This window comes from Aminobacter niigataensis (assembly GCF_946995915.1).
Lineage (GTDB): Bacteria > Pseudomonadota > Alphaproteobacteria > Rhizobiales > Rhizobiaceae > Aminobacter > Aminobacter niigataensis.
The window spans coordinates 4841755-4859781 of the sequence record NZ_OX341517.1 but is presented as its reverse complement, the minus strand read 5'-3'; the positions used below and the strand labels follow the sequence as shown (position 1 = coordinate 4859781).

Annotated in this window: 18 protein-coding genes and 1 pseudogene; 8 read left to right on the top strand and 11 right to left on the bottom strand. The window is 65.1% G+C overall.

All coding sequences use genetic code 11. The features are described 5' to 3' along the window. Positions 1-188: 188 nt before the first annotated feature. The 5 genes from O1Y97_RS23890 (at position 189) to O1Y97_RS23870 (ending at position 5205) form a co-directional block, all read left to right on the top strand. Positions 189-1238 carry an ABC transporter permease gene (locus O1Y97_RS23890; protein WP_318762627.1) on the top strand — a complete coding sequence of 350 codons (1050 nt, stop codon included), beginning with the start codon at positions 189-191 and terminating at the stop codon, positions 1236-1238. A gap of 271 nt (positions 1239-1509) precedes the next feature. After that, positions 1510-2451 (top strand): ABC transporter permease, encoded by a 942-nt coding sequence (locus O1Y97_RS23885; protein WP_318762626.1) that lies wholly within the window; start codon positions 1510-1512, stop codon positions 2449-2451. Continuing rightward, entirely contained in the window at positions 2448-3740 is a 1293-nt protein-coding gene (locus O1Y97_RS23880) for an amidohydrolase family protein (RefSeq protein ID WP_318762625.1), read from the top strand. Before O1Y97_RS23885 ends, O1Y97_RS23880 begins: the two co-directional genes overlap by 4 nt. Positions 3741-3915: 175 nt before the next feature. After that, complete coding sequence (locus tag O1Y97_RS23875; RefSeq protein ID WP_183264097.1) at positions 3916-4170, top strand: hypothetical protein; 255 nt, start codon at positions 3916-3918, stop codon at positions 4168-4170. Positions 4171-4284: 114 nt separating this feature from the next. Then, positions 4285-5205 carry a DMT family transporter gene (locus O1Y97_RS23870; protein WP_108609464.1) on the top strand — a complete coding sequence of 307 codons (921 nt, stop codon included), beginning with the start codon at positions 4285-4287 and terminating at the stop codon, positions 5203-5205. Between the two features lie 3 nt (positions 5206-5208). Here the strand turns inward: O1Y97_RS23870 and O1Y97_RS23865 are convergent, their stop codons facing one another. The 3 genes from O1Y97_RS23865 to O1Y97_RS23855 form a co-directional block, all read right to left on the bottom strand. After that, on the bottom strand, positions 5209-5697 hold the full coding sequence (locus tag O1Y97_RS23865; RefSeq protein ID WP_318762624.1) for a CAP domain-containing protein: 489 nt from the start codon (positions 5695-5697) through the stop codon (positions 5209-5211). Positions 5698-5764: 67 nt separating this feature from the next. Beyond that, a complete protein-coding gene (locus O1Y97_RS23860; RefSeq protein ID WP_318762623.1) occupies positions 5765-8206 on the bottom strand; it encodes a GcvT family protein in 2442 nt (813 codons plus the stop codon). A 2-nt stretch (positions 8207-8208) separates the two neighbouring features. Then, a complete protein-coding gene (locus O1Y97_RS23855) occupies positions 8209-9093 on the bottom strand; it encodes a choline/ethanolamine kinase family protein (RefSeq protein WP_108609462.1) in 885 nt (294 codons plus the stop codon). Positions 9094-9307: 214 nt separating this feature from the next. Between O1Y97_RS23855 and O1Y97_RS23850 the strand changes: the two genes are divergently transcribed. Beyond that, positions 9308-10072 carry a DeoR/GlpR family DNA-binding transcription regulator gene (locus O1Y97_RS23850; protein WP_318762622.1) on the top strand — a complete coding sequence of 255 codons (765 nt, stop codon included), beginning with the start codon at positions 9308-9310 and terminating at the stop codon, positions 10070-10072. Here the strand turns inward: O1Y97_RS23850 and O1Y97_RS23845 are convergent. Then, on the bottom strand, positions 10069-10269 hold the full coding sequence (locus tag O1Y97_RS23845) for a hypothetical protein (protein WP_318764285.1): 201 nt from the start codon (positions 10267-10269) through the stop codon (positions 10069-10071). The two genes, O1Y97_RS23850 and O1Y97_RS23845, sit on opposite strands and share 4 nt — an antisense overlap. Here O1Y97_RS23845 and O1Y97_RS23840 point away from each other — a divergent pair. Together O1Y97_RS23840 and O1Y97_RS23835 are read left to right on the top strand one after the other, a co-directional pair. Continuing rightward, a pseudogene (locus O1Y97_RS23840) lies at positions 10193-10425 on the top strand (SAM-dependent methyltransferase); the annotation flags it as partial. The gene O1Y97_RS23845 and the pseudogene O1Y97_RS23840 sit on opposite strands and share 77 nt — an antisense overlap. Beyond that, a complete protein-coding gene (locus tag O1Y97_RS23835; protein WP_318762621.1) occupies positions 10422-11039 on the top strand; it encodes a DedA family protein in 618 nt (205 codons plus the stop codon). The pseudogene O1Y97_RS23840 and the gene O1Y97_RS23835, both read left to right, overlap by 4 nt. A 21-nt stretch (positions 11040-11060) precedes the next feature. Here the strand turns inward: O1Y97_RS23835 and O1Y97_RS23830 are convergent, their stop codons facing one another. From O1Y97_RS23830 to fdhF, 7 genes are all read right to left on the bottom strand, one after another. Further along, positions 11061-11375 carry a hypothetical protein gene (locus tag O1Y97_RS23830; protein WP_108609459.1) on the bottom strand — a complete coding sequence of 105 codons (315 nt, stop codon included), beginning with the start codon at positions 11373-11375 and terminating at the stop codon, positions 11061-11063. A gap of 42 nt (positions 11376-11417) precedes the next feature. Continuing rightward, on the bottom strand, positions 11418-11780 hold the full coding sequence (locus O1Y97_RS23825; RefSeq protein ID WP_108609458.1) for a nuclear transport factor 2 family protein: 363 nt from the start codon (positions 11778-11780) through the stop codon (positions 11418-11420). A 55-nt stretch (positions 11781-11835) separates the two neighbouring features. After that, a complete protein-coding gene (locus O1Y97_RS23820) occupies positions 11836-12312 on the bottom strand; it encodes a carboxymuconolactone decarboxylase family protein (RefSeq protein WP_318762620.1) in 477 nt (158 codons plus the stop codon). Positions 12313-12416: 104 nt separating this feature from the next. Then, the gene (locus tag O1Y97_RS23815) at positions 12417-13970 is read right to left on the bottom strand and encodes an alpha/beta fold hydrolase (RefSeq protein ID WP_318762619.1); all 1554 of its coding nucleotides are present in this window, start codon (positions 13968-13970) and stop codon (positions 12417-12419) included. A gap of 93 nt (positions 13971-14063) precedes the next feature. Continuing rightward, a complete protein-coding gene (locus O1Y97_RS23810) occupies positions 14064-14315 on the bottom strand; it encodes a formate dehydrogenase subunit delta (protein WP_108609456.1) in 252 nt (83 codons plus the stop codon). After that, positions 14305-15132, bottom strand: coding sequence for a formate dehydrogenase accessory sulfurtransferase FdhD (gene fdhD, locus O1Y97_RS23805; RefSeq protein WP_318762618.1), 828 nt, complete (start codon positions 15130-15132; stop codon positions 14305-14307). Before fdhD ends, O1Y97_RS23810 begins: the two co-directional genes overlap by 11 nt. Positions 15133-15139: 7 nt before the next feature. Further along, entirely contained in the window at positions 15140-18019 is a 2880-nt protein-coding gene (fdhF, locus tag O1Y97_RS23800; RefSeq protein ID WP_108609454.1) for a formate dehydrogenase subunit alpha, read from the bottom strand. Positions 18020-18027: the final 8 nt, after the last annotated feature.

Sequence of the window (18027 nt, the reverse complement as noted above, 5' to 3'; positions counted from 1 at the left end):
CTGTCCTGCCGGACATCTCCCCCACAAGGGGGGAGATCAGCAGTGGCGACGACAGCACCCTTTCTGCAACTCCGCAGGTTGGCGAAACCGGCGCGGCCGGCCAATCTCCCCCCTTGTGGGGGAGATGTCCGGCAGGACAGAGGGGGGCGCTGTCCCGCAGCCATCTCAAGCCGGGGGAAGGCAACATCATGCGGCTTGAGCCGAAACCCGCGCCGTCGCTGGCGCTCACCCTGCTGTTCCCGATCGCGGCGATTGTTGCCACGCTGCTTATCACCTCGCTGTTGGTACTCGCGGCCGGGGCTTCGCCGCTGTCGGTCTTCTACCTCGTCGCCAAAGGTGCCGCGGGCTCGCAATTCGCCCTGCTAGAGACGCTGACGCGCGCGACGCCGCTGATCTTCACCGGCCTGGCGGTCGCCGTCGCCTTCCGCGCCAAGCTCTGGAACATCGGCGCCGAGGCCCAGCTTTATGTCGGCGGCATCGTCACCGTGGTGCTCGGCACCGGCGCCCTGCCGCTGCCATCGATCGTTCTCGTCCCTATCATCATGCTGGCGGTGATGCTCGCCGGAGGGTTGCTGCTTCTCGGTCCGGCGATCCTGAAGACCCGCTTCGGCGTCGACGAGGTCGTCACCACCCTCCTGCTCAATTTCATCGTGCTGCTGTTCGTCTCGATGCTGCTCGAGGGCGTGCTCAAGGACCCGATGGGCCTTGGCTGGCCGCAGTCGCAGAAGGTCATCGCCGAGGCGCAGTTGCCGCGCATCATCCAGGGCAAGCGGCTGCATTACGGCTTCGTCATCGCCATCGTCTCGGCCATTGTCGTCTGGGTCATCATGAAGAAGACCGTGCTCGGCTACGAGATGCGCGCCGTCGGCCACAATCCCGAGGGTGCCCGCTTCGTCGGCATTCCGGTCAACCGCGTGCTGATGAAGACGGCACTCCTGTCGGGCGGGCTGGCGGCACTTGCCGGCTTCTCCGAAGTGTCGGGCCTCAAGGGCAACCTGACGCTCGACCTGTCGCCGGGCTACGGCTATTCGGGCATCGTCGTCGCCATGTTGGCAATGCTGAACCCGCTCGGCGTCATCGCCTCGGCCATCTTCGTCGCCGGCATCTTCGTCGGCGCCGACGCCATGAGCCGCGTCGCCAAGGTGCCGAGCTACATCGCCGACGTCATGGTCGCCACCTCGCTGCTGACGATGGTGGTGGCGATACTCCTGACGCGGTTCCGGGTGAGGTGGAGGTGATGGCTGTGATCCTTCGCGCCCCCCTCTGGCCTGCCGGCCATCTCCCCCTCAAGGGGGGAGATCAGTCGCGTCGACGCCGCACCAATTCCTGCCGCGTCGCAATGCGCTTTGGCAGACATGGCGAAACCTTTCTGCCGCCGACGATTGGGCAAGGCGCTGGTCACAGCTTGATCTCCCCCCTTGAGGGGGAGATGGCCGGCAGGCCAGAGGGGGGCAACGTAGGGCGCCCACATCGGTTGATGCAGGCAGTATCGAGGCGGAGAGCCCTCTGATGGACGCGTTTGAAATTCTCTTCACCGCCTCCTTCTGGGTCGCTGCCATCCGCATCGCCTCGCCGCTGATCTTCGCCACCATGGGCGAACTGATCTGCGAGCGTGCCGGCGTGCTCAACCTGGGCATCGAGGGCATCATGACCGCCGGCGCCTTTGCCGGCTGGTTCACCGTCTATGCCGGCGGCGACCTGTGGACGGGGGTGCTCGTGGCTGCCCTTGCCGGCGCGATGTTCGGCCTGCTGCATGCGACGCTGACCGTGCCGCTCGGCCTGTCGCAGCATGTCGTCGGCATCGGCATCACGCTGCTTGCCACCAGCCTGACCTATTTCATCTATCGCCTGGCGCTGCCCGAGGTGACCTCGCCGCCCAAGATCGAGCCATTCCAGCCGCTGCCGATCCCCGGCCTGTCGAAGATCCCGGTGCTTGGCGAAGCGCTGTTTTCGCAGACGCCGCTGACCTATCTTGCCTTCCTCACCGTCGCAGTCGTCGCCTGGGTGCTCTACCGCACGCCCGTCGGCCTTGCCGTCCGCGCCGCCGGTGAGAACCCTTCGGCCGTCGAGGCACAGGGTATCTCCGTCACCGCCATCCGAATCGGCGCTGTCATGGTCGGCAGCGCGCTGATGGCCATCGGTGGCGCTTTCCTCACCATGTCGGCGTTCAACTCGTTCTTCTTCGAGATGATCAACGGCCGCGGCTGGATCTGCATCGCGCTGGTGGTGTTCGGCTCGTGGCGGCCGGGCAAGGCGCTGATCGGCGCCATCCTGTTCGCCGCCTTCGACGCCTACCAGGTGCGGCTACAGCAGATGTCGGGCGGCATCGTGCCCTACCAGGTGTTCCTGATGATGCCCTATGCGCTGTCCATCCTGGCCCTGATCCTGGTGGCGCGCCGCGCTACCTATCCCAAGGCGCTGATGATCCCGTACCAGAAAGGCGAGAGATGAGCTTCGACCTGATCGTCAAGGGCGGCACGCTGCTCGATGGAACCGTTGCCGACATCGGCATCAAGGGCGACCGCATCGCCGCGATCGAACCGCGCATCGACGGCGAGGCGGGCCGTGTCGTCGATGCCTCCGGCAACCTCGTCTCGCAGCCCTTTGTCGATCCGCATTTCCATATGGACGCGACGCTGTCCTACGGCCTGCCGCGCATCAATGCGTCGGGCACACTGCTCGAAGGCATTGCACTGTGGGGCGAACTCAAGCCGCTGCTCACCCATGAGGCGGTCAAGGAACGGGCGCTTGCTTATTGCGACTGGGCCGTGTCGATGGGCCTGCTCGCCATCCGCACCCATGTCGACACCTGCGATGATCGGCTGCTTGCCGTCGAGGCCCTGCTCGAGGTCAAGAAAGAGATCGCGCCCTACATCGACCTGCAGCTTGTCGCCTTCCCGCAGGATGGGCTCTATCGCTCGCCGACGGCCCGCGAAAACACCATCCGCGCCCTCGACATGGGCGTCGATGTCATTGGCGGCATTCCGCATTTCGAGCGTACCATGGCCGACGGCACGCGCTCGGTCACCGAACTCTGCGAAATCGCGGCGGAGCGCGGGCTGATGGTCGACCTGCATTGCGACGAGACCGACGATCCGCTGTCGCGCCACATCGAGCAACTGGCCTACGAGGCCCAGCGCCTCGGCCTGCAGGGCAGGGTGGCCGGCTCGCATCTGACTTCGATGCACGCGATGGACAATTATTACGTCTCGAAGCTGTTGCCGCTCATCGCCGAAGCCGGCGTGTCGGCGATCCCCAACCCGCTGATCAACCTCATGCTGCAGGGCCGGCACGACACCTATCCCAAGCGCCGCGGCATGACCCGCGTTCCCGAGATGCTCAAGGCCGGCATCCGCGTCGGCTGGGGCCAGGATTGTGTGCTCGACCCCTGGTATTCGCTCGGCACCGCCGACATGCTCGATGTCGCCTTCATGGGCCTGCATGTCGCCCAGATGTCGTCGCCCGCCGATATGCGCCGCTGCTTCGACATGGTCACCAGGGTCAATGCCGAGATCATGGGGCTCGACCATCTCGGCCTCGCGGTTGGCAAGACGGCGAGCCTCGTCGTGCTCGACGCCGGCAATCCGATCGAGGCGGTGCGCCTGCGCGCCGAGCGGCTGTGCGTCGTCGCCAAAGGCAAGGTGGTGGCCGAGCGCCCGAAGCGCGATACGTCACTTTCGATCAAGGGCCGTCCGGCGAGCATCAACCGCCGCCACGTCGTGCCGCAGCAAGCAAATTGAGAGGTGCTTTTCCAGCTTGGGTTCCTCGCCCCACGAAGTGGGGAGAGGTGGCGAGGCAAAGCCGAGCCGGAGAGGGGTAATGCCGACAGCAGGCGAATAGGCCACCTCTTCCCGAACCCCGGCCGAACGAATAAAGTCGCCGTCCGGAATCAAGTTTTGAATGCGAGGCGCAGCCATGAAGTTCAGGACCGTCTTGTTGCTTCTCACGGCCGCCGTTGTTGCCGGCTGTGTGTCTTCCGAAGAGCAGCGCGCCCGTGACGAGGAAAAGTGCCGTACCTACGGCTTCACCAAGCGCAATGACGCCTTCGCCGAATGCCTGCAGCGCATCGAACTCGACCGCCGCGCCGAGTTCCGCCGTCGCAGCGAGTTCGATGATTGGGGTCGACCGTTTGTCGTCTATCGCCCGATCGTCGTCGCGCCCAGGCCGTGATCGCTGGCGCTGCGACGCAGCAACGCATGGTCCAGGGCACTTAGCTCTCGCAAAGATGGCGTTGCGGGCCTAGATAGGCGCGATCCGGGCCCGTTGCCCGCGGACGCTGACACCATGACATTTCGACAAGCCATAGCCCTGCCCAAGGGGAACCTCGTTCTCGCGGGCGTCCTGCTGATGCTGCTGGGCGACTTCATGTTCGCCCTCAACGATGCCATGGGCAAATGGCTGGTCACCAGCTTCTCCGTCGGCCAGGTGCTTTTCATCCGCTCGGTCGGCGCCTTCATCATCCTCGGCCCGATGATCGCCAAGCAAGGCGTAGCCCCTCTGACAAGGGTCGAGCGCCCGGGCCTGCAGGTGCTTCGCGTCGTGCTCGCCACGGCCGATACGGGCTTTTTCTATGCCGCCGTCGCCTACCTGCCGCTGGCCGACGTCATGACCTTCTACATGGCCGGCCCCATCTACATCGCCGCCCTTTCGCACTTCTTCCTTGGCGAAAAGGTCGGCTGGCGCCGGTGGATCGCCATCGTGCTCGGCTTCTGCGGCGTGGTCATTGCGCTGCGTCCGTCGACAGCCTCGCTGTCCTGGCCGTCGCTGTTCGCCATCGTCGGCAGCCTGTCCTTCTCCGTCACGCTGATCCTCAGCCGCAAGCTGCGCGCCACCAACGACACCACGCTCGTTACCTGGCAGACGGTGGGCGCGCTTATTGTCGGCGGTGTGCTGGCGGTCGCCGACTGGCGCGCGCCAAGTGCGCTCGACTGGTCGGCCATGCTGCTGCTCGGCGTCGTCTCATGCGCGGCGCACCTGATGATTACGCGCGCGCTCAAGCTCGCGCCCGCCTCGCTGCTGGCGCCGCTGCAATACACGCTGCTTCTGTGGGCAATTGTCATGGGCATCGCCTTCTTCGGCGATTACCCCGATGCTCAGGGCCTCATCGGCTCGGCGATCATCGTCGTTGCCGGCCTGTTCATCTTCCACCGCCAGAAGGTGGTGGACAAGGCCGAACCAGAGACGGTGCCGACCAGCGTGCACTGAGGGTTATTTGCCCAGCACCAGCGCCCAGTAGCGCTTGTCGCTGCCCTTGGCCTCGCGCACATAGGCGAGGCCGAACTTGCTGAAGCGCGGGTCGAGCATGTTGCGGCGGTGTCCGGCGGAGTTCATCCACATCGAAAACAGCTTGGCCGGCTCCATGCCGCCATGGGCGATGTTTTCGGCTGCAGCACCTGCAACGCTGTTGTCGTTCATGCGGGCGGCGAAGTCCTTGCCCCAGCCGGTGGTGTGCTCCATCTTGCCGCTGCGCGCCATGTAGCCCGCCTGCTGCAGTGCTGCGCGCTCCAGCGTCGAGTCGGGGCGCAGCGGCGGCAGGCCGTGCTCGGAGCGGATGGTCTGGAGATAGGCTATGCCTGTCGTCGACGCGCCGGCACCGTCACCGGCCATGTTCGAACCGGTCTGGCAGGCGGCCAGGAAAAGCAGTCCGCCCATCGCCGTTGCGCGTAATGCCGCGCGCGCCATCTGTTTCGCCATCATCAGGTCCTTGTCTCGTGCCCGTCCTTGCGAGCCTTGATAAGGCAGATCATGGCTTTTTGGCGAGCACCTACCCCTTCACACGTGCTGCGGCGGGATCGAACAGCGGCTCGAGGTGGATCTTCGCCGCAACCCGCTCCATGGCGACCACCAGCTCGTAGCTGCCGCCGGTGAGGAACGCATCGTCGACGCCTCCGGCGTCGCGGACGTAACCGAAGCCGATGTTCTTGCCCACTGTGTAGCCATAGCCGCCGCTGGTGAGGTAGCCGACCGGCTGGCCGTCGCGCAGGATCGTCTCGCGCCCGACAAGCACGACCTCCTTGTCGTCCACGGTGAAGCAGGCGAGCCGCTTGGTCAGCGGCGCGTTACCGAGCTTCTCCAGCGCCTTGCGGCCGAGGAAGTCGATGTTCTTCTTCAGCTTCACCGCCCAGCCAAGTCCCGCCTCGAATGGCGTGTCGTTGGGGGTGATGTCCGAGCCCCAGGCGCGGTAGCCCTTTTCCAGCCGCAGCGATTCCAGCGCGCGGTAGCCGACCGGGCGGATGCCATGTGCAGCGCCCGCCGCCATCAGCGCGTCGAACACCTCGCCTGTAGCCTCGATCGGCACATGCAGTTCCCAGCCGAGTTCGCCGACATAGGTCACGCGCAGCGCCCTGATGGTGGCACCGGCGATGGCGATCTCCTTGATATGGCCGAAGGGGAAGGCAGCGTTGGAGACGTCGGCATCGGTGACGGCTTCGAGCACTTTCCGCGCATTCGGCCCCATCAGCGACAGCGTGCCGAACTGCTCGGTGACATCGACCAGCCTCGCGTCCAGCCCCTCCGGAATGTGGTCGCTGATCCAGGCCAGGTCGTGGGTGCGGAAGCCGGTGCCGGTAACGATGTAGAACTTGTCTTCTGCCAGCCGCGCCACGGTCAGGTCGGCCTCGATGCCGCCCCGCGTGTTGAGCAGTTGCGTATAGGTCAGCCGCCCCGCAGGCTTCGACACGTCATTGGCGCAGATGAAGTCGAGCGCCTGTTGCGCGTCCTTGCCCGTCATTTCGTATTTGGCGAAGGACGACTGGTCGAAGACGCCGACCGCCTCGCGCACATGGGCGTGCTCGGCGCCCACCGGCTCGAACCAGTTCTGGCGGCCCATGGCGTAGACGTCCTTCGCCTCCATGCCCTTGGGCGCGAACCAGTTGGGCCGCTCCCAGCCGAGCTTGGAACCGAAGACGGCGCCATACTTCTTCAGCCGCTCATAGAGCGGCGAGACGATGTAGGGCCGGCCGCTGTCATATTCCTCGTGCGGAAAGCCGATCGTGTAGTGCCTGCCATAGGCCTCGAGCGTGCGGTCGGACACCCATTGACGATCGCGGTGCAGGCCCGAGAAGCGCCGGATGTCGACCACCCAGAGGTCCAGCGGCGCTTCGCCGTCGACGACCCATTGCGCCAGCACCCAGCCGGCACCGCCGCCAGAGGCGATGCCGAAGGCGTTGAAGCCGGCACCGACGAACATATTCTGGCACTCGGGCGCCGCCCCCAGGATGAAGTTGCCGTCGGGCGTGAAGCTCTCCGGGCCGTTGATCATCTGCTTGACGCCGACATCAGCCAGTCCGGGCACACGCTCTATCGCCTGCACCATGTGCTGCTCAAAATGGTCGTAGTCGTCGTCGAACAGCCGGAATTCCCAGTCGTTGGGCACGTCGCCTGTGGTCCAGGCTATCGGGTTCGGCTCGTAGCCGCCCATGACAAGCCCTCCGACCTCTTCCTTGAAATAGGTGCGCCGGTCAGGGTCGCGGATGGTTGGCGCATCGGTGGCGAGCCCGGGCAGCTTCTCGGTGATGATGTACTGGTGCTTGACCGGCTGCAGCGGCACGTTGATGCCGGCCATCGCACCCACCTGCCGCGCCCACTGGCCGGCGCAGTTCACCACCTTGTCGCAGGCGATGTCGCCCTGGTCGGTCATAACCTTCAGGATGCGGCCGTCCTTCATCTCGAAGCCGGTCACGCGGACGTTTTCGAACAGCTTCGCGCCATGCATGCGCGCGCCCTTGGCCAGCGACTGGGTGATGTCGGAGGGGCTCGCCTGGCCGTCGGTCGGCAGCCACGAAGCGCCGACGAGATCCGAGGTCTCCATCAGCGGCCACATCCGCTTGACCTCTTCCGGCGATACCAACTGCATGTCCATGCCGAAGCTTTTGGCCGTCGTCGCCAGCCGCTTGTATTCGGTCCAGCGGTCCTGGTTGGTGGCGAGCCGCAGGCAGCCTGTCATCTTCCAGCCGGTGGCAAGCCCGGTCTCGGCCTCCAGCCCCTTGTAGAGCTCGACCGAATATTTGAGCACGCGGGTGATCGAGGCCGACGAGCGCAACTGCCCCACCAGCCCCGCCGCATGCCACGTCGAGCCCGAGGTCAGCTTGCCCTGTTCGAGCAGGATCACGTCGGCCTTGTGGTCGCGCGCCAGGTGATAGGCGGTCGAGCAGCCGATGATGCCACCGCCGATGACGACGATCTGTGCATGTGAAGGGAGGGCCATGATCAGAGTTTTCCGTACAATGTGCGATAGGTTTCGAGCGCCGCATCGAGCTTTCCGAGGTTCTCGGCGGTGTAGGCGACATAGTCGCTGCCCGGAGCGGAGAGGTGGATTTCCGAGACCATGCTCCACATCGCCTCGCGCAGCAGCGAGGCGCACTGCATGGCCGCGTGCGAGCGGCGGATTTCCTGGTCGGGCGGGCCGCCGAAATAGGTGGTGAGCAGATCGTCCGACTCTTGCTCAGTCATCCCTGCATTGGAGGCGATGCCGGCAAGGTCGAACATTCCGGTCGAAAATCCGGCATATTCGAAATCGATCAGCCACAGCCTGTCGCCGTCGTCGAGGAAGTTGGCCGGCAACAGGTCGTTGTGGCCGAAGACGATCGGCAGGGGCGCCTGCGCCTCCTCGAGCGCGTCGGCCAGTTCGAGATAGCGGGGCAATTCGGCCGTCATCCGGCTGCCGCCGGCCTGAAGCGTGCGGGCATAGTCGCGGATCACGTGGAAGGCCCAGAACATGAAGCCGGGCCCCGAAACATGCCTGGGCATCTCGATATGGAAGCGCCTGACCATGCGGGCGATGCCTGTCGCATTGGCCCTGACATCGCCGGCGCCATAGGTCCTGGCGCCGAGAAACTCCGTCACCATCACGCCGGGTGCCGCATATTGCAGTTCAGGCGCGAAGCCCGCCTCGAAGGCTGCTTTCGCCACCATCACCTCGCGCTCGCGGGTGACGTGATGGAAGGGAAAATCCTTGCCGAAGCGCACGACATGCGCCCCCGACGCGTCGGTCACCACCCAGCTTTCGTTGCTGATGCCGCCCTTCAGCGGCGCGATCGTCACTGCCCCGTTCCACAGCGGCAGGGCGCGGATGCGATCCTCGCTATTCGACATCCAGCCTCTCCGTGCCGTGTCCGGCGCGTTCCCCTTGCGCCCTGATTTTGTTGACGGGCAGTCTCACGCAGCGGAAGCGGCAGTGTCAATCCGGGTTTGTGGTTTTTGTTGTTCTTTTGACCGTATCTGTTGAATATCGCGGGATAAATACGGTAGAGTCAGTCATCGTGAATCTCGGAAACGGCCATACTGGCCCTTCGAGCGGGGCAGCCTGATGAACCATTCCAAGCGTCACAGCGAAATCCTGCGCCTGCTCGAGGACGAGGGCACGATCACCATCGCCGACCTTGCCGACAAGCTCGGCGTGTCGCTCGAAACCGTGCGGCGGGACGTCAAGCCGCTGGCATCCGACGGGGCGATCCTCAAGATGCACGGTGCCATCGGCCTGCCGTCGGCCGTCGGCGAGGCGCCCTTCGAGCGCCGCATGCGCGAAAATGCCGAGGCCAAGCGTGCCATCGCCAATGCCGTCGCCGCCACCATCCATGACGGCGAGTCAGTCATGCTCGATACCGGCACCACCACCAGCTATCTCGCCCGGGAACTGCTCGGCCACCGTCGCCTGACGGTGGTGACCAACTCCTCCGACATCGCCCGCACGCTGGCCACCGTCAACGGCAACAAGGTCTACATGGCGGGGGGCGAACTGCGCAGCGACAGCGGCGCTGCCTTCGGCGTCTCGGCCATCGAATTCGTCAGCCGCTTCGCCGTCACCCATGCCGTGATCTCGGCCGGCGCGCTCGACGCGGCCAACGGCGTGATGGACTACGATCTCGAGGAGGCGGAGTTCGCCCGCATGGTGCTGTCGCGCGGCCAGCGTTCGGTCGTCGTCACCGACCACACCAAGTTCGGCCGCCAGGGGCTGGTCCAGGTCTGCGGCTTTTCCGGCTTCACCGAACTCTTCACCGACCGGCAGCCGGCGGACGATCTCACCGGGGCGCTGTCCGATGCCGGCGCGAAGCTCTCCATCGCCGCTGGCTAGGCAGCCGGATCGCTGGGAAAGACCATCCTGAAGCGGGCGCCTCTTTGCTCGCCGCAGGCGAGTTCGATGCGGTCGCCATGGATCTGCATGATCTCATGGACCAGGTTGAGGCCCGGGCCCGCGCCGCGCCGGACACTCGCCATCCTCGAAGGCGTTTTTGCTAATGTCAGGCCCGGCGGGGCGATGTATATGTTCACCTACGGCTTCCGTTTCCTATCGATCAGCCGCTACTCGACAGGCTCGGTCTCGAAGTGACGCGCGTTGGCCATACTTTCCGCAACCTGCCGCCGGCGGCCGTCTATCGGATCACCAGGATGAAGCCGGCAAAGAGTTACGACTGGCGTTTTGCATGATCCCATCGATCCTGGGTTTCGGCCTGTTTGGTGCCGCCGGCCTGGCCTTCACCGAGAAGATATCGCCGGTCCCGCCGTCGCATGTGCTGCTGCTGTTCCTCGGCATGACCGCCGCGCCGGACATGCAGACGCTTGTCGCGCTGATGTTTGCGACCATGGTCGGCTCGACCCTCGGTTCGATGATCTGGTATGCCGGCGGCAATTGGCTGGGGCCTGATCGCGCCGACGCTGCCGTCAAGCGCTTCGGCAAGTACGTTTTCCTCAAGCACGCGACCTATCAGAAGCTGACGCAGGCTTATCGCCGCAACAACTTCCGCGCTTCGCTGATCGCCCAATTGGTGCCGGTGGCGCGCACCTACCTGGCGCTCGAGGCCGGCGTCCTGCGGCTTTCCTTCGTGCCTTTCGCGTTGGCCACGCTTTGCGGCGCCCTGATCTGGAATTCCGCCTTCCTGATCGGCGGCTACCTGATGCGCGATGGCGACCACGATCCTGTGACCATCGGCTTCCGCATCATCGCGATCGTCGTCGCCGCCGAGATTATCTTCCTCTTCGCACTGCGCCACAGTACCCGAAGGCCGGTCGAAGACCGCCCTCCGGGCGAAACGCATCAGTAGGCATTGGTGGTCGGGTGGTCGTCAGTCAATCACCCGGTAGATGTTCCAGTAGGACGAGCCTGACACGACCAGCGGCTCGAGCCGTTTGCCCCATTGGGCGTGGGCGTCGAGTTTGGAGATCTTGGCGAACATGTCGTCGAGTTGCGCCAGGCTCTCGACCGTATGGTTGACCTCGATCGCCGCCTCCTTGGCGCCGATCGATCCGGTCAGGATCTGCATCGCCATCTGGTCGGTGCCGGCCTGCGGACCGATCTCCCGTTCCCATTGGCGCAGCAACTCGATTGCACCCTGCTTGTGCCCGAAGCGGGCATCGATCTTCCAGCGTGCGACGAACATGGCTTCCTCCCTTTTTGCGGACGACCATTCGTCCGCATTCGATCACTCGTCCCAGGCCTGCACGACGGTCTGCCGCGCGATCTTGCCATCCTTGAGTTCAAGCATGGCCGCGCAGAAGACCTTGGTGCCGTCGGGGTAAGAGCAGGCTTGCGAGAAGGCGAGGCTGTCGCCTTGCGCGATGGTGGTGTCGACGCGGTGGGTCATCGCCCGGCTGCAGATGTCGTCCCAGAAGGTGGTGATGGCAGCCCGGCCACGGATCTCGCGCGGCTTGCTCGGCGGGTTGTTGCGGTCGATGACGCGCACCAGCGCGTCGTCGGCATAGAAGCTGGACAGCATCTTGCCGTCGCGGCCTTCGATCGCCTTCTTGATCGAGGCGCCGGTCACGGCTTCCTTGGTGGCAAGCATTTGTTCCTCCTGTTGGCGCCCTCAGCGGGACGCCCGGTTGATTGATCTCAGCGGTCTATTGCGACTTGGCCTTGGCTGCGGCCATCACCGTGTCGATCTCTTGTTTGAATTGCGAGTAGTCGACCTGCATGCCGTTCAGCACCGTCGACCAGTGCCGCACGGTCGCAGCCATCGCCACGGCCTCGCGGATTTCCTCGTCGGTGGCGCCGTTGGCCTTGGCCGCTACGGTGTGGAAATAGATGCAGTACTGGCACGGTATCTGTGCTGCGACCGCCAGGCCGAGCAGTTCCTTGGTCTTGCCGTCCAGCTCGGTCTTGGGATTGAGCTGCACGCCCTTGAATTCGGCCCAGGCGCCGGCGATGCCGGACTCCGGAAACTGCTTGAAGAAGCCGGGCACCGAGCCGAGCGTGGCCTCGATATCCCGGTAGGTTGCCTCAGCCGAACTGTCCTCGGCGAGCGCGCTCGATGCGATGAGCGCGGAGAACCCGGCTGCGACCGCCAGCGCTGCGAACACCTCACGTGCCTTGGTCATGACTTCCTCCATGCGCAGGTCCATGGCCATTTTGCATGCCTGCTTGGGGAGAATTTGTAGTCCCTTGTGCGGCTCTTCCGCTTCGCCCGGACGGGCCATTTCCGCTATGGCCCGTCCGGGCCAGTCTGGCGGGCGGCAAAGGCCGCCGCCGCCGCGCGTGACGGCAGGTCGAGTTTGAGCAGGATGTTGGCGACATGGCGCTTGACCGTGTGTTCGCTGAGGCTGAGCTCGGCTGCGATCGCGGCATTGCTCTTGCCGTCGGCGATCAGCGCCACCACCTCGTTCTCGCGCACTGTCAGCGCCGATGGTTCCACCGCGATCGCCCTGCTGCGGCATGCCGGCTCCAGGTGCTGTTCCGACGTCGCCTCGACCAGCGCGAGCGGCTCGTCGAGATCGTCGAGGGACAACCGCCCGGCATCGATGAAATGCAGGCCCGAGCCGGCGGCGAGATCGGCGACCAGCCGCGAGGCAAGGATGCCGCCGCGCCCGGCATGGTCGGCGATCTGCGCCGTCACGCGGATCGCCAGGCCGGAGGGAGGCCCGCGCATTTCGACCTCGCCGACATGCACGCCCTGTGCGCTGGCGATGCCGATGTCCTGGGCCGCCTCGCGCAAGGCGGAGGCGCAGCGCACCGCCCGCGCCGGGCCGTCGAAGCGCGAGACCAGCATCTCGCCATGCTGGTCGGCGGCGCGACCGCCGTGGCGACCGACCAGAAGGCGCCAGGTCTCATGAAAGCGCAGGCTGCGTTCCGCCCACATCCGGTCGCCCAGCCGTGCCGTATCCGAGATGCGGGTAACGAGCAGGGCAGCGAGTACCCGCTCCGTGTCGGGGGCTGCATGCGTGCCGGTCAGGAATTCCTCGACCAGATCGGCGACACGGTTGACGTCGCCCGTCCAGATCGGGTGATCGCGCCCGGTGATTTCGGCGAGCCGCGCGCCGGGGATCTTCTGCGCGAGATAGCGGCTGGCGTCGGGGTTGACCCGCGCATCGTTGCGGCGATGGATCACCAGCGTCGGCGCGCGGATGCTCGACAGGACGCCGCGCACGTCGATGTCTGCGTTCATCCGGGCCAGTGCGGCGGCTGCGGTCGGGCTGGCCGACAGCCGCTCGAAACGTGCCCACCAGTTGGCGAAGCGGCTGTCGTCGACACGTCCGGGCGCAAAGTTCGCCAGCGTCGCGCCCGTGCCCCACGAGATCGCCGCCGCCTCGATGAAGGCGTCGAACCGTTCGCGCCCCATCACCCATTTGTCGAACTGCGCGTAGCCGCCATAGAGCACCAGTGAGCGCGTCCGTTCCGGATAGGTCGCGGCAAACAGGATCGCCATCGGCGCGCCTTCGGAGGCGCCCAGGATTGCGGCCCGGCTCGAGCCCACGGCGTCCATCACCGCGCGGACATCGTCCATGCGCGTTTCGAGGCTGGGCAGGGCATGCGCGTCGACCCGGTCGGAAAGCCCGGTGCCGCGCTTGTCGAACAGGATCAGGCGGGAAAAGGACGACAACCGGTGCAACAGCCGGCTGTAGCCTTCGTCTTCCCAGTGCAGGTCGAGATTGGAGATGAAGCCGGGAACAAAAACGAGGTCGATCGGCCCCTGGCCGACCACCTGATAGGCTATGTGGACGTCACCGCTGCGCGCATATCGGGTCGCGATCGGCCTCATCGGAGCCATCCCATCGGTAGAAACCATTAGGGATGGCTAACATAGCAGATGTTTGGTCGGGGGGAACGGCCTGTTCCGCCGGCTTCGGTGCGGTCAGGCTGCGTCCTGCCTGGGGCGACGGATCGTGGCGGCCGCCTCGATGACCAGCGGCTTCATACCCTTGCCGCCTTCATCGAACATCTCGAAGAACTGGCGCCGCATGCGCGGATCCCAGAAGTCGTTGATGTGCTTGGCGACACCGGCCACACCCTCGTCATGGGGTTTGGTTTCGAAGAAGGTCGCGATCTGGTTCGCCATGTAGACGAGTTTTTCCTTCGTCCCCATCTTGTGCTCTTCATGCGACATTTTTGGCGGCTCCGGTACTTACGCGGTCTGGATGGGTGAAGATGTCGAAATCGTCGCCACGCACGAGTGCAATCAGTGTCATGCCGGCCTGTTCGGCGGTGCGGATGGCCAGTGCGGTTGGCGCCGATACGGCAATGATGAAAGGCGCGCCGATGGCGGCCGTCTTTTGAACCATTTCCACCGACACCCGGCTGGTCACGACCACGGCGCCCGACGCGCCCGATATGCCTGCCTTGTCGAGGGCGCCGGCAAGCTTGTCGAGAGCGTTGTGGCGGCCTACATCCTCGCGCGCCGCGACAATGCCCTTGCCAGGCACGTAGAAGCCGGCTGCGTGTACCGCGCCGGTCTCCGCATGCAGCGGCTGGACCTTGAACAGCAGCTTCACAGCCTGCACGATGTCGTCGGAGGAAAGCCCTGATGTCGCCTTGTGCACATCGTCGACCGAGCGCATCGCCTCTTCGATGGATTCGATGCCGCACAATCCGCAGCCGACAGGTCCGGCGAGGCGGCGACGGCGCTGTTCGAAGCGCTTGTTGGCCTTGTCCTTGAGCCTGATCTGGATGTCGATGCCGGCCTCGACGTCCAGCACCTCGATCGACTCGATTTCTTCGACCGAGCCGATGATGCCTTCGGTCAGCGAGAAGCCAAGCGCGAAATCGTCGAAGTCGGCCGGGCTCGCCATCATCACCGCATGCGTGGTGCCGCCATAAGACAACGCCACCGGCGTCTCTTCGGGCACCATGCGGTTGGCAACCGTCGTCCCGCTCGCCCGGCGGGCGAGACGGGAGGTCTGGGTGATTGCGGGGCGAGTGGTCACGCCGTCGCTACTCCGCCGCTTCCAGATGCCCGGCAATGCGCCGGCTCTGCTGTGCCTGCTCGTTGTAGCCCTTCTGCCATTCCGACGGCCCGTTGGAGGCGCCGACCTGAACCGCCGTCACCTTGTACTCCGGACAGTTGGTTGCCCAGTCCGAGAAGTCGGTGGTGATGACGTTGGCCTGCGTATCGGGGTGGTGGAAGGTGGTGTAGACCACGCCTGGCGACACCTTGTCGGTGATCTGCGCCCTGAGCGTTGTCTCGCCGGCGCGGCTCTGCAGCCGCACCCAGTCGCCGTCGCGCAAGCCGCGGTTTTCGGCATCGTGCGGGTGGATCTCCAGCAGGTCCTCGGCATGCCAGGCGACGTTTTCGGTACGCCGGGTCTGCGCGCCGACATTGTACTGGCTGAGAATACGGCCGGTGGTAAGCAGCAGCGGGAAGCGCGGGCCGGTCTTTTCGTCCGTCGCGACATATTCGGTGCGGATGAACTTGCCCTTGCCGCGGACGAAGCCGTCGATGTGCATGATCGGCGTGCCTTCAGGCGCCTTTTCGTTGCACGGCCACTGCACTGAACCCATCTTCTCCAGGAAGTCGTACGAGACGTTGGCGAAGCTCGGCGTCGTCTTGGCAACCTCGTCCATGATCTCGGACGGGTGCTTGTAGTTCCAGTTCAGACCCATTGCCTGGGCGAGTTTCTGCGTCACTTCCCAGTCGGCATAACCGTTCTTCGGGGTCATCACCTTGCGCACGCGGTTGATGCGGCGCTCGGCGTTGGTGAAGGTGCCGTCCTTCTCGAGGAAGGTCGAGCCCGGCAGGAACACGTGGGCGTAATTTGCGGTTTCGTTCAAGAACAGGTCCTGCACGACAACGCATTCCATCGCCTCGAGGCCGGCCGACACGTGCTTGGTGTCGGGGTCCGACTGCAGGATGTCCTCACCCTGGATGTAGATGCCCTTGAACGTGCCGTCGACGGCGGCGTCCAGCATGTTGGGGATGCGCAGGCCCGGCTCGTTGTCGAGCTTGACGCCCCACAGGCTGTCATAGATGTCGCGCACGGCGTCGCCCGAAATGTGGCGGTAGCCCGGCAGTTCGTGCGGGAACGAGCCCATGTCGCAGGCGCCCTGCACGTTGTTCTGGCCGCGCAGCGGGTTCACGCCGACGCCCTTGCGGCCGATATTGCCGGTCAGCATGGCGAGGTTGGCGATGCCGATGACCGTGGTCGAACCCTGGCTGTGCTCGGTCACGCCGAGGCCGTAGTAGATCGCGCCATTGCCGCCGGTGGCGTAAAGGCGGGCGGCACCCCGGATCGTCTCCGCCGGAACGCCCGAAAGCTTCTCGACTTCCTCGGGGCTGTGGCGCGGATCCGAGACGAACTCTGCGTAATCCTGGAATTCCGACCAGTCGCAGCGCTCGCGGATGAATGTCTCGTTGAACAGGCCCTCGGTGACGATGACATGTGCCAGAGCGGTAACCACGGCCACGTTCGTGCCCGGCTTCAGCGCCAGGTGATGTTCGGCCAGGATGTGGGCCGACTTCACCATTTCCGTGCGGCGCGGATCGATGACGATCAGCTTGGCACCGGCGCGCAGGCGCTTCTTCAGGCGTGAAGCGAACACCGGGTGGGCCGAGGCAGGATTGGCGCCGATGATCAGCGCGACATCGGTGTCTTCGACCGAATCGAAGTCCTGCGTGCCGGCCGACGTGCCGTAGGTCTGGCCGAGGCCATAGCCGGTCGGCGAGTGGCAGACGCGGGCGCAGGTGTCGACGTTGTTGTTGCCGAAACCCTGGCGGATCAGCTTCTGCACGAGGAAGGTTTCCTCGTTGGTGCAGCGCGACGAGGTGATGCCGCCCACGGCGCCGCGTCCGTACTGGTACTGGATGCGGCGGAATTCCTTGGTCGTGTAATCGATCGCCTCTTCCCACGACACTTCGCGCCAGGGGTCGGTGATCTTCTCGCGGATCATCGGGTTGAGGATGCGCTCCTTGTGGGTGGCGTAGCCGTAGGCGAAGCGGCCCTTGACGCAGGAGTGGCCGCGATTGGCCTTGCCGTCTTTCCACGGCACCATGCGCACCAGCTCTTCGCCGCGCATCTCGGCCTTGAACGAGCAGCCGACGCCGCAATAGGCGCAGGTGGTGACGACCGAGTGCTCGGGCTGGCCGATCTCGATGACCGACTTTTCCGTCAGCGTCGCCGTCGGGCAGGCCTGTACGCAGGCACCGCAGGAAACGCACTCGCTGTCGAGGAACAGTTCGTGCACGCCCGGCGAAACGCGGCTGTCGAAGCCGCGGCCTTCGATGGTCAGCGCAAAGGTGCCCTGAACCTCTTCACAGGCACGCACGCAGCGCGAGCAGACGATGCACTTGGACGGATCGTAGGTGAAATAGGGGTTGGACTCGTCCTTGGCCATCCACTTGAAGTTTTCGGCGCCGTCGTTCTTGGCGCGAACGTGGTTGTCGCCTTCATAGCCATAGCGCACGTCGCGCAGGCCGACAGCGCCGGCCATGTCCTGCAGTTCGCAGTCGCCATTGGCGGCACAGGTCAGGCAGTCGAGCGGGTGGTCGGAGATGTAGAGCTCCATCACGCCCTTGCGGATATCCTTCAGGCGGCCGGTCTGGGTGTGCACCACCATGCCCGGCATGACGGGCGTGGTGCAGGAAGACGGCGTGCCGTTGCGGCCCTCGATCTCCACCAGGCAGAGGCGGCAGGAGCCGAACGCGTCGACCATGTCGGTGGCGCAGAGCTTCGGGATCTCGATGCCGGCCTCCATCGAGGCGCGCATGATCGAGGTGCCTTCCGGCACGGTGACCTCGAAGCCATCGACGATCAGGGTGACTTGTTTTTCGGACTTGGAGGCGGGGGTGCCGAAGTCGATTTCGTGTACGAGACCCATGATGCTGT